This is a genomic window from Ralstonia sp. SET104 (assembly GCF_003851545.1).
Classification (GTDB): Bacteria; Pseudomonadota; Gammaproteobacteria; order Burkholderiales; family Burkholderiaceae; genus Ralstonia.
Genome location: NZ_BHVX01000021.1, coordinates 18,662 through 30,140, shown reverse-complemented (window position 1 = coordinate 30,140; position 11,479 = coordinate 18,662). Strand labels below are relative to the sequence as shown.

The following is an 11,479-nucleotide window of genomic DNA, read 5'->3' as shown; positions in this document are numbered from 1 at the left end:
CCACGTATTCTAGCGATGGGCGTGCGATACTTGTAAAGATTCGCCTAGCCTCGGAACCTTTCCAAGAATGCGCAGTTTGTCCGCCTTTTTGGCGACCTTGTCAGCAATTTGCACGGTCAGCCTTACCGCTTGTTCTTCAGTTCCCTCATCCGGCCCGACCAGAGCCCAGGTACAAGACTCAATGGAAGCCTCGGTTACCGCGGGCATCCAGATCGTCGACGTTACGGAAGAGGTAGCCCAACGCCTGCTGGCCGAACGCCAACCCAGTAATTTTGCCCAACTCCTGGGCAATGACACACAGTTCCGGCAACAACTTGGCGTAGGCGACACCATTGAAGTCTCTGTGTGGGAAGCTCCGCCCGCCATGCTGTTTGGGGCCACCGTAGTGGATCCACGCCTTGCGCCGAGCAATGCGCGCGTCACTGTCCTGCCTGAGCAAATGGTCAACAGCGACGGCTATATCAACGTTCCGTTTGCCGGACAAATCAAAGCAGCCGGCCGCACCCCTACACAGTTGGAACGGGATATCACGGCAGCCCTCAAAGGCAAGGCCAATCAACCCCAGGTGCTCGTGCGCTTGTCTAAGAACGTCACGTCTTACGTGACAGTGGTGGGCGATGTGGCGACAAGCACCCGCATGCAACTGACCGCGCGCGGCGAACGACTTCTGGATGCAGTGGCCAGCGCCGGCGGCGTGCGCCAACCTGTGGACAAGATGACCATCCAGGTCACGCGCGGTAACAAGGTGCAGGCCCTGCCGCTGCAAACCATCATCCGCGACCCTCAGCAAAACGTTCCGCTACGCGCCGGTGACGTGGTCACCGCGCTGTTTCAGCCTCTCAGCTTCACCTCGCTGGGCGCCACCGGCAAGAATCAGGAAATCAATTTCGAAGCACAGGGCATTACCCTGGCCCAAGCCATTGCTCGTACCGGCGGCCTGGAAGATTCCCGCTCCGATGCGCGAGGCGTGTTCATCTTCCGCTTTGAAGATGCCAACGCCCTCCCCTGGCCTCGCCAGCCCGTACGCACCACCCAGAACGGCAAGGTGCCGGTGGTCTACCGCGTCAATCTGAAAGACCCTGGCAGCTTCTTCGTCGCCCAGACTTTCGCGATGGATAACAAGGATCTGCTGTACGTGTCGAACGCGCCGATTGCGGAACTGCAGAAATTCTTGAACGTGGTGTTCTCGGTGGCATATCCGGTGGTGACTACGGTTAATACATTCAAGTAAAGCGCGGGCGGGCATTCGACCCGCCCCCTCCCTCTCGCAGGGCTCAAACGCCCTGAAGTAAGCCACGATTAGGGCTCTTTTGTTCGATATGGAACAAGGCCAAGTCCAGTACAGTTCACCCCCAAGAAGAGGGGCAAACGCAGCGGATCTCCTGACAAGCGCACAAGCCAGCATCTCGACGTACTTGTGCCGCCCGAAGTTGACGAAAACGCTCCATCACGCGATGCTTGATTTCACTCTGACTGAGGCAGTCGACTCTTATCCTCATATGCGCCAGTCTTCACGTTCATTTCCCTCACAAACCCGGTTATAACGCAAGAAATGAGCACACTTAGACAGCTTTACCAGAAGCACCGGGGCAAAGTTTCCGACAAATGGGATGCTTACCTCTCTGGCTATGATGCGCAATTTAACCCATACCGCCAACAGGAGATACGGCTACTGGAAATTGGTATCCAGAATGGTGGCTCACTGGAAATTTGGAGGGAATACTTTCCGGAGGCGAAGAAGTTGATTGGCTGCGACATCAATCCAGAATGTGCGAAACTTCATTACGATGATCCCCGCATTACCGTGGTGGTTGGCGATGCAAACTCGGATGAATGTGAGCGAAGGATTCTGACACACTCCGACGCATTCGACATCATCATCGATGATGGCTCGCATACCTCGACTGACATCATCCGTTCATTCGCTCGCTATTTTTCGCATCTAAAGCATGGTGGCCTTTATGTCGTGGAGGACCTCCATTGCAGTTATTGGCGTGAGTATGAGGGAGGCCTCCCCCACCCTTACTCATCGATGTCATTTCTGCAACGACTTACTGACATCGTTAATTATGAGCATTGGGGAATTGACAAAACCCGCAGCGAGCACCTCTCTCGTTTTGCAAATCGATACGCCACGGTCTTCAACGAGCAATTGCTCGCCGAAATTCACTCCGTCGAGTTCCAAAATTCTCTCTGCCTGATCCGTAAAGCCTCGCCGGAACACAACACTCTCGGCCCCCGCGTTGTCGCCGGCGACCTGGAGACGGTAACAGAAGGCATCAGGCAATTGCATGCGACCCCTCTGCCATGCCCGCCTCAGCAAGAAAGTGGATCGTTAGTAGGCCCCGCATCGTCTCGGGAAGAACAAGAGAGGACTGCACCGCTTGAGTCTATGTTCGCAGCAACCTCCCCCGAAACACGTACGCTGGCGAACCGTGACCTCAAGATTCAGTTATTCATAGACAGTGGCCTCGGGTACTCAGAATCGGAAAGTATCACTTTCCCTCTGCACGCCACACTAGGAATCGAGCACCGCAAGTTTGATCTGACGGGTAAAGATAAAATTCAAGCGCTGCGCCTTGATCCAATTAACGATTCTGCCATTCTCTCGATCAATAAAGTTTTGCTCTCCACCTCCTTGGGAGAATTTGACTTACTTCCACACACAATAACAAATTGCGATGCAAAGATAGAGAACGTACTTTTCTTTGAAAACAAAGATCCAATAATATATTTTGACAATCTCACCTCCGATCTCCTATCTGCAGCAACAGAATTGATTGTGGAGATCGAATTCTTGATGGTGGGTCAAGAAGCAAGATCTGCATCTCGCCAGCAAACCGTTGCCGAAAAACTCAAGCATAATGAACTCCTTTGCTCAACAATGTGGCAATTGAGTTTCGCCCTTCATAAATTAAGGGATTCGCGGGTAGAACAAAGAAGAGCACTGCAGATCATCGCAGAAAGCCATGAGGCAGCCGCAAAGGAAGCCGCTGACACTCATGCACACCAGAAAGCAATTTACAAACAAAGTCTTCAGCTTCTCACCGAGCAGCATGCATCGACCCTGGTTGAGGCAAAGCAACGCGAGGCTTCTCTCAGGAACGAGCATGAAACCTTAGTCCGCGCACTTCAAGATGCACATGCCTTAGCAATCAACGGGTTGTCGGAGCAGAACGCACACCAGCAACAGCACCTCGAATCACTCATTGGACAGCACGCCTCAACTCTGCGCGAGGCAAAGGAGCGAGAGACATCTCTCAAGAGCGAGCAAGAAAAGCTAATTTTTACGCTCCGAGAGGAACATGCTTCAGCTATCAATGCGCTGGAGACGCTAAATGCGCATCAGAACGCCGCTTACGAACAGCAGCTTAAATCGCTCACTACACAACTTGCCTCAGCGCTGGTTGAAATAAAGGAGCGTGAAGCAGCCCTCAAGAGCGAACAAGAAAAGCTAGTTTGTGCGCTCCGAGAAGAGCATACCTCAGCTATCAATGCGCTAGAGGGGCTGAATATGAAACAGCATACTGCTTACGAACAGCGCTTCCTAACCATTACCAAAGAACAGGTATCGGATCGAGCTAGGGCAATGGAGCGCGAGGCCTCGCTCATAGAGGAGCAAGATAATTTAAACACTACTCTTAGGAACGAACATGCAATTGCTATCGAAGTAAAAAGCCGGAAAATTACCGAGCTTGAGTCATTGCTGATCAAAATTCGCGGCTGCCGGGGATACAAATGGTTTGCTTGGCTCAATCGAGCCAAGCTCAGCAATGAGCTTTGATAACATTTTACACAACCCGCAGACCCAGCTGGCACTGAGAATAGAGGTTCGAGAAACACGCCTTTTAATGCTTCCGAGTAGCTTTGCCACCGACAATATTTGGCCACATTAACACTCCGAATCAAGAGGGTTGGTGGAGCGTTCGTTCATTGAAGGCATGGGTCAGACATCAGTACGTCGCGGGGTTACCGGATTCATGCAGCAACACCCGAGCGGAGGCCAGGCATCGCAAGTAAGGCTGCTTTACTGGAATATAGAAAAAGAAACCACCCAAACTAGATCAGAGCCATCTTGATCCGGTTTGAATCCCAATTACCTCTCCCAAAAAAAATCAGCAAGCACAGCTATGAATTCACGATTTTCAGAGGATAGCCGTGATGCGGCGATTTAATGACATGCGTTGCCAATGAAAAATCTTCATGCGTAAGTGAAAGATTAGGGTTGTAATAATGATCCACATCAAGCAGCGCAGACCATCTATCTTTCATGCAGTTCACCTCCGCCATAAATCTCCGCTGCTTTTCTGGCGTAGTTTCGCCACCTCTGCTAATGGACTCATGATGATATAGGCGAGCATATGCAGAATACACATTACGATAACCCGCGCTTCCAACTTTTAGACAGAAGTCAACATCATTAAAAGCAACTGTCAGCGATTCTTCATCCAAACCGGCTACTTGATCATAAATTGATCGTCTAACCAAGAGGCAAGCCGCAGTCACGGCGGAATAATTTTGATTTAGCGAAGCACGTCCAAAGTATCCGGGAACATCAGACGGGAAAAACTTGTGAGCGTGCCCCGCGACACCACCAATGCCAAGCACAACACCAGCATGCTGAATACGACCATCCGCATACAAAAGTTTTGCGCCCACACACCCAACTTCAGGTCGTAAAGCGTGGCCCACCATCTCCGTTAGCCAGTTACCTTCAATGACTTCGATATCATTGTTAACCAAACCAACGATTTCCCCTTGCGTGTGGCGCACAGCAAAATTATTTATAGCAGAATAATTGAATGGTGCATCGAATTTTATGACTCGCACGCGCTTATTCCGTGCTATCTCGGCAAAATACTTAGCCGCAGCAACAGTAGAAGATTGATTGTCAACAACAATAATTTCAAAATTCTTGTATGTTGTCTTGCGAAGGATACTCTCAATGCAAACGCGCAATACATCAATCATGTCGCGCGTTGGAATAATCAGACTCACCAACGGCTCAGCCTTAGGCACGGGATATACAACCCGATACGTTCCCGGATCCGGGCCGTCCACAACGGACGCTCCGATAGCCGCCACATGTTCTTGCAGTGCCATCAGACCAGCCTTGTGCGCGTAATTCTTTTCTCCATGAGAGGCCGCCGTCGAACCAGCGTGAATCCGCCAATGATATAAGACACGAGGAATGTGTCTAATTTCGCTACCATTTATTCGTTTTATGCACCGCAACGCCAAATCATAATCCTGACTACCTTCGAAACCCAATCTAAATCCGCCCGCATCTCTTACCAACCCAGTCGAGTATACACCCAAATGGGATATCATATTTTGGGAAAGGAAAAGATCGGCATTCCAATTTGACTTAAAATAGGGATCCATCCGATTGCCAAACTCGTCAATCTTATCCTCATCAGAGTATATGATTTTCGCATTCGGATAACGATTTATCTCCACAGCCACATGGTAGAGTGCATGCGACGGAAGTAAATCATCTTGATCCATCAAAGCCGTGAAATCACCGGCCACCAATTCGAGCGCACTATTAGACGCAGCCGAAATATGTCCGTTGGCAACGCGAAAAACGACTTTAATTCTGGAATCTTTTCGCGCGTATGCTTCAATAATCTCCCTCACCTTAGGATTTGTAGAGGCATCATCCGCCAAACACAACTCCCAATTCTGGTAATATTGACCAATAATCGAATCCAGCGCCTGACAAAAGAAATCTTCTGGCGGATTGTACACAGGCATCACTATCGAAATAAGCGGTCTGTGTGCCAGCTTTTGAATGTGAGCCTCTATCTCCCGGTAATCACTAGAACTGAGAGTGTCATTGCGATTGACAAACGTATCGTAGTCAATGCCATCAGATCGCTTGTACCTTAGATTTGCGCTCCATTCATAGGCCTTAGACAAATTTAGCAATGCATTTCCAAAGTGAACGCCTCTTCTCATTTTTGCGGGTTGTTTACGAACCCGCCAGAGGTCTTCAAAAACCCGCCACGCTCTTCTGCAATAACTCTCAATTCCCGTGATTCGATGAAAAATCAGTGCGCTTTGAGAAAAACGCCCTGAAGTCTCCATTGGATCCCAACGCAAGCGCTGTATCCCTTTCGGAAAATACAATACCTCACGTATTGACCCTCGGAGATTAGAGGGGACAAATATACAGTCGGTCTCATTGTAGCCATTACCGACATCGATATAAATTTTAGCTGTACGATTGCCACTATGGCGAGTTAGCGCAGCCTCAAGATAATACCAACCACCACGTGGAGGATGTTCGGAAAAACGCAAATCAAATTGTGGATCGGAGTCCGTTGCATCGAACTCTGTGTCCCCGCTTTCATTATCGGCCAGCACCTTCACACCTGCCGATGGAGTCAACCCCAGATCTTGGAAAGTTCTTGGCAACAGCATCAAGAGGCGTTCGAGCCTTTCCACGAACGGCGCCAATGGCAACAATTTTCCCCTAACCTGACTAACTTTGTTATTTGTTACCATAGCAGAAATCAGTAAGATTGGTAAAACGAATAGGCCTGCTCGACATCGGAAAAATGATTAAGTTTTCCCGCCACCAATACAGCGGCGCTATCACAATGCGATCGAATATAAGACGGCTCGTGCGATACAATGATCATCGCCCGATCCCGTCTCTTCTCAAAGAGCTCACGATGACATTTTTCATGAAATCGACTATCACCAACAGCAACAATTTCATCAATCAGAAAGCAATCGAAATCAACGGCCATTGAGATAGCAAACGCCAAACGAGCGCGCATCCCGGACGAGTATTTCTTTACGGGCTCATTCAGATATATGCCCAATTCGGAGAACTCCTCCACAAACGGAATAGCCGGCTCGATTGGGACACCGTAAATTCGGCAAATGAAGCGTAAATTATCCAATCCAGTCAAGCTTCCCTGGAAAGCCCCCCCGAATGCCAGTGGCCACGAAATACTCATACCACGATGTATATTCCCGCCTGACGGCAGTTCGGCTCCACTCACTAGACGAATTAGCGTGGACTTACCCGCGCCATTGCGACCAAGAATTCCAACCTTTTGCCCCTTTCTCACGCTCAAATTAACATCAGAAAGGACGGTCTTTGGGCCTTTCCGCGTACTGTAGCTTTTACAAACGCTTTCGAGGACGATCATTCCGGCTCCACCCTTCTCCCCGTTTCTCGAGCAAGTGCCAGACCGACAAACAGCAGAATCAGATTCATCGTCGCGAAATAAGTCAAATTGTAATGAAAGTGGAAAGTGCTCCCAAAGTATCCCTCTCGCAGCAACTCCACGCCGTGCACCATTGGCAATAGCAAAACCAGTTGCTGCGCGGTTTTTGGTATCCAATCAACCATAAAAGCAGCTCCCGAGAGCGGGAATATAAGATACGTAATTGTGTGCCACACGCGATCGACAGTTTCAGATCGCTCGGATAGAGAACCGATAATCAACCCCAAGCCTACGGCGTACCACATGAGCAATCCCCAGGCTTCCAGTATTTTTAGAATATCCTTAGGAGGAGTAGCCCAACCTACCGATATAAAAATTATCGACAGCACAAAAAATGAAATAGTCGCGCCCGCAAATTCCAACAGCAGACGAGCCGCGAATAAATCAATCACCCTGACATTGCGATGGAACAGCAAACTGAGATTTGGCGCAATAGCCAAATTGCAGCGATTCACTGCATTACGCCACAACAGCACAGTGGAATAACCTGTCAAGGCGAATTCTGTAATTGGCAAAGACGTACCATGGGTTACCTTTACCATTGACCACAAAGCAGTGATGCCCAAAGTAAATATCATGGGCTCAACAAACAGCCACATGAAGCCGATATTATGCCGACCATAACGCGTAAGAATTTCCCGCATTAATAGCGCACCGATAACTCTCGCTTGAATCCGTAAGGATCGGCTAAACGTCGCATGCGTCCCCATATGACAACTCAATCCCGATGCTCTCGAACCCCGGCAATCAGAATTGTCAGGATGCCCCATGAAATCATGCCCAGTACCAAAGTAGCGAGAATCGCACGCAGGCGACGCGGCTCTACTGCCGCATCTGGCTCATTTGGCTGAACCAGCCGCTCGAGATAAAGTTGCTTGCGCTGAGCCTCGGCTCGCGCATTCTCCAGTGCAGTCATGGCCGAAGCGAGCTGTTTATCAGCAAATTGAGCATCAAGCTGCAGGCGCGTATATTGCACGGCCTTGTCCGACAATGAGCCTTTGCTGCCAATCACGCCACCCGTTGCTTCATGGATCTGCTTTTCCAGCGCAACGATGTTCGTCTTAAGACTGGCAATTTGCGGGTTCTGAGGCGCAAGCGCCTGGAGCTGAGCCAACTGCGTCTGCGCATTGAAAAGTTGCGCCTGCAGAGCAGTGACCTGCTGCAATTGCAGCGCCGATTGCTTGTCCGGATCGAATACGGTGTATGACTTGCGATAGGCGGCGAGTGCGGCGGCGGCATCCTTCGCCTTGGCTGTCGCAGCATCCACCTCGCTCCGAGCAAACTGCACCATGTCACGGGCTGCGCGTTCATTCATCCGGTTGATCAGACGCTCGCTCATTTCCAGCAATGATTCGTTGATCTTGTGGGCGTCCTGTGCCGAGAACGAACGAATCTGGATGGTGGCGATAGCCGACGTGGAATCGAAATCGACCGTGACGACATGCTTGGTGTAGTACTTCCACAGGGCTTCCAAGCTATCGTCGAAATACTTGCCAAAGCGGCTCAGAACGTCGCCATGGTTGCCGTAGGCGTCAAGGATGTAGTTGCCGCGATTGAGTTCGGCCAGAGCATCGCGCGACTGGATGTAGTCGATGACCGCGTAGGTGTCGTCCTGCGCGCGAGAGAAGCTCGTGCCTTGCAGCAGCGCGCCAAGCGTGCTCGTCTGACTCTGACGCTGCGGGCTCCGAACCACAAAGCGCGCTTCGGAAACATAGACGTCCGATGCAACAACACCAAAATAAAGCGTCGCAAGAACGGTTGGCACCACCACCGTGCCGAGAAAGAGCCGGTTAACGCCCTTCAACCGCTGCCAAAGCCCGCGCCTGCTTCCGGCCGACTGCGCCGTCGTGTCTTCCCTCAGTACCGTATCCAACGTATCTTCCAAAGCAGTGCAGCCCGGCGCCGCCACCGATGAGCAAATACCCAAAGCCGGGCAATTCATTAGAAAACGCAGATTCAACCCGCGCTATACCAGCGTAATATGACAACCCCGTGAAGTGGCTGCAAATCACCAAGTTAACGGTGTCAATTATAGCCAGCGCTTCGTGCCGGCGCTATTGCATGCCATCACCGCATGCATCGGATTAACAACGATCCTGCGGCGCCTCCTTATCAGGTGCCCTTACCTACGGTATCCTTCAAATGCTCCTGAGGCGCCCCATTGCTGGCCTGGTCATGCCATGCGAGTCCAAGCATTCCGCCCCCCCTTCAACCCCAACACTTAGACCGCTGCACCGCTATTGATGCGCCGATCGTTTCTCGCCTTGCAAGGCACGGCATCGCCCTTTTTCAACCAGCTAGCCACAGCACTTGTCGAACGCGGCCATCGGGTGCATCGCGTCAATTTTTGCGGTGGTGACTTGGCATATGCAGGCAGGGAAAATGTAAGCAACTTCTCCGCAGAAGCGCATGCGCTTCCAGATTGGTATTCGGAGATTTTCGGTTCGGGCGATTTCACCGACACCCTACTCTTTGGGGATTGCCGCAAAATCCACCAACCGGTACACGCCACTGCCGAACAAAATAATATTCGCGTTAACGTATTCGAAGAGGGTTATGTCCGGCCACACTGGCTCACCATGGAGCTGCATGGTGTTAATGGCCGTTCGAGGCTGCCGCGCGACCCCGCGTGGTATCGCGAGCAACGCACCATGACGCCGCCCTCCCCAACTGGCCAGACCACCGGCTACAACCTCTACGAACGCGCTTACCACGATATCCGTTATCGCGCGGCGAACGCCATTTACGCGAGCCGCTTTCCGCATTACGAAAGTCACCGGCCTCACAACGGGTACCGCGAATACGCCGGATTGGCCAGACGCCTACTGCTGGAGCGCCAGTATCGGGCAGAGGCGAAACGGCTCACGGAACGTCTTCTGGCAAAGAAGCTGCCCTACTACCTCTTCCCGCTCCAGCTCAATTCGGACTCCCAGATCCAGGTCCATTCGCCGTTTGACAGCATCCGACAGGCCATCGACCACGTACTCACCTCCTTCGCGGCGCATGCCCCTGCTGACGCGCTGCTTGTCATCAAGAATCATCCCCTTGACACCGGGTTGATTGAATATCGCAACTACGCCAAATCGGCAGCCAAAACGCTGGGCGTGGCAGACCGTCTTGAGTTCATCGACGCCGGCCACCTGCCGACCTTGCTCGACCGTGCACGTGGCGTGGTGGTGGTCAACAGTACGGTCGGGCTTTCCGCCCTGCACCACCGCCGGCCGCTCAAGGCATTGGGCACGGCGATTTACGACTTGGAAGGCATGACCTGGCACGGCAGCCTGGATACCTTCTGGCGCGAAGCGGAAGAGCCGGACATGACCTTGTATCAGGCGTTCCTGGACTATCTGGTGCATCACACGCAAATCAATGGCGATTTTTATACGCGCACCGGCATCGCCATGGCCGTGGCCGGTGTGGTGAAGCGGCTGGAGGCAACAACCCATGACTGATCACCTCCCCCGTTGCATCGTTATCACCGGCGCCAGCGCAGGTATTGGCCAAGCGCTCGCCCGCGCCTACGCGGCGCCCGGCGTCACGCTTGGCTTGGTCGCGCGTGACGCAGCACGGCTTCAAGCTTGCGCGGAGCAGTGTCGGCAGCAAGGCGCGACGGTCGTCTGCGCGCAGATGGACGTGCGCGATGCTGGCGCCCTGACCCACTGGCTGACGGCATTCGACGATGCTCACTCAATTGATCTGTTGATCGCAAACGCTGGCGTCGCCAGCACATTGGCCTCGGCCGGCGATTGGGAAGACCTTGCGCGCACGCGGGAGGTCTTCGACACCAACTTCTACGGCGCGCTGCACACGCTGCTGCCCGTGCTGGATCGCTTGCGCGCGCGCAAGCGCGGCCATGTCGCGGTAATCAGTTCGCTGGCGGCCATTCGCGGCATGGCAATCTCACCGGCCTACTGTGCAAGCAAGTCAGCAATCAAGGCCTACGGCGAATCGGTGCGGCCCTTGCTGGCGGCGGACGGCGTGCGTTTGTCGCTGGTGTTTCCCGGCTTCGTCAAAACAGCGATGAGCGATGTGTTCCCGGGTGATAAGCCCTTCCTGTGGTCGGCCGAGAAAGCCGCGCGCCATATCCAGGCGAAGCTGACATCCGGGCGTGCCGAGATTGCCTTTCCGGCGTTGCTGGCGTTGGGGATGCGGCTTCTGGCCTTGCTGCCACCGCGGTTGGGCGACCAGATTCTTGATCGGCTGTCTTATCTGCCCCGGGCGGAGCGGTAGCGCAG

8 protein-coding genes are annotated in these 11,479 nt (G+C 52.5%); 4 read left to right on the top strand and 4 right to left on the bottom strand.

The annotated features are described in order from the left end of the window. Positions 1-67 precede the first annotated feature (67 nt). Both PSUB009319_RS20505 and PSUB009319_RS20500 read left to right on the top strand, forming a co-directional pair. Positions 68-1,231, top strand: a complete 1,164-nt coding sequence (locus PSUB009319_RS20505; protein WP_124384022.1) for a polysaccharide biosynthesis/export family protein — start codon at positions 68-70, stop codon at positions 1,229-1,231. Between the two features lie 321 nt (positions 1,232-1,552). After that, positions 1,553-3,784, top strand: a complete 2,232-nt coding sequence (locus PSUB009319_RS20500) for a class I SAM-dependent methyltransferase (RefSeq protein ID WP_124384021.1) — start codon at positions 1,553-1,555, stop codon at positions 3,782-3,784. Positions 3,785-4,128: 344 nt separating this feature from the next. On the opposite strand, the gene PSUB009319_RS20495 is transcribed toward PSUB009319_RS20500, so the two are convergent. The 4 genes from PSUB009319_RS20495 to PSUB009319_RS20480 form a co-directional block, all read right to left on the bottom strand. Further along, entirely contained in the window at positions 4,129-6,450 is a 2,322-nt protein-coding gene (locus PSUB009319_RS20495; RefSeq protein ID WP_260393072.1) for a glycosyltransferase family 2 protein, read from the bottom strand. 68 nt (positions 6,451-6,518) lie between these two features. Then, positions 6,519-7,166, bottom strand: coding sequence for an ABC transporter ATP-binding protein (locus PSUB009319_RS20490; RefSeq protein ID WP_124384020.1), 648 nt, complete (start codon positions 7,164-7,166; stop codon positions 6,519-6,521). Further along, positions 7,163-7,954 carry an ABC transporter permease gene (locus PSUB009319_RS20485; protein ID WP_124384019.1) on the bottom strand — a complete coding sequence of 264 codons (792 nt, stop codon included), beginning with the start codon at positions 7,952-7,954 and terminating at the stop codon, positions 7,163-7,165. The genes PSUB009319_RS20490 and PSUB009319_RS20485 overlap by 4 nt, the downstream gene beginning before the upstream one ends. 8 nt (positions 7,955-7,962) lie before the next feature. Next, complete coding sequence (locus tag PSUB009319_RS20480) at positions 7,963-9,129, bottom strand: hypothetical protein (protein WP_124384046.1); 1,167 nt, start codon at positions 9,127-9,129, stop codon at positions 7,963-7,965. Between the two features lie 358 nt (positions 9,130-9,487). On the opposite strand from PSUB009319_RS20480, the gene PSUB009319_RS20475 reads away from it, so the two are divergent. Together PSUB009319_RS20475 and PSUB009319_RS20470 are read left to right on the top strand one after the other, a co-directional pair. Continuing rightward, the gene (locus PSUB009319_RS20475) at positions 9,488-10,696 is read left to right on the top strand and encodes a capsule biosynthesis protein (RefSeq protein WP_124384018.1); all 1,209 of its coding nucleotides are present in this window, start codon (positions 9,488-9,490) and stop codon (positions 10,694-10,696) included. Beyond that, complete coding sequence (locus tag PSUB009319_RS20470; protein WP_124384017.1) at positions 10,689-11,474, top strand: SDR family oxidoreductase; 786 nt, start codon at positions 10,689-10,691, stop codon at positions 11,472-11,474. The genes PSUB009319_RS20475 and PSUB009319_RS20470 overlap by 8 nt, the downstream gene beginning before the upstream one ends. Positions 11,475-11,479 lie beyond the last annotated feature (5 nt).

What these genes read in the sequence shown, in the direction of transcription:
- PSUB009319_RS20505 (WP_124384022.1), top strand. Translation starts at nt 68, where the DNA reads ATGCGCAGTTTGTCCGCCTTTTTGGCGACCTTGTCAGCAATTTGCACG.
- PSUB009319_RS20500 (WP_124384021.1), top strand. Translation starts at nt 1,553, where the DNA reads ATGAGCACACTTAGACAGCTTTACCAGAAGCACCGGGGCAAAGTTTCC.
- PSUB009319_RS20490 (WP_124384020.1), bottom strand. Translation starts at nt 7,166, where the DNA reads ATGATCGTCCTCGAAAGCGTTTGTAAAAGCTACAGTACGCGGAAAGGC.
- PSUB009319_RS20485 (WP_124384019.1), bottom strand. Translation starts at nt 7,954, where the DNA reads ATGGGGACGCATGCGACGTTTAGCCGATCCTTACGGATTCAAGCGAGA.
- PSUB009319_RS20475 (WP_124384018.1), top strand. Translation starts at nt 9,488, where the DNA reads ATGCGCCGATCGTTTCTCGCCTTGCAAGGCACGGCATCGCCCTTTTTC.
- PSUB009319_RS20470 (WP_124384017.1), top strand. Translation starts at nt 10,689, where the DNA reads ATGACTGATCACCTCCCCCGTTGCATCGTTATCACCGGCGCCAGCGCA.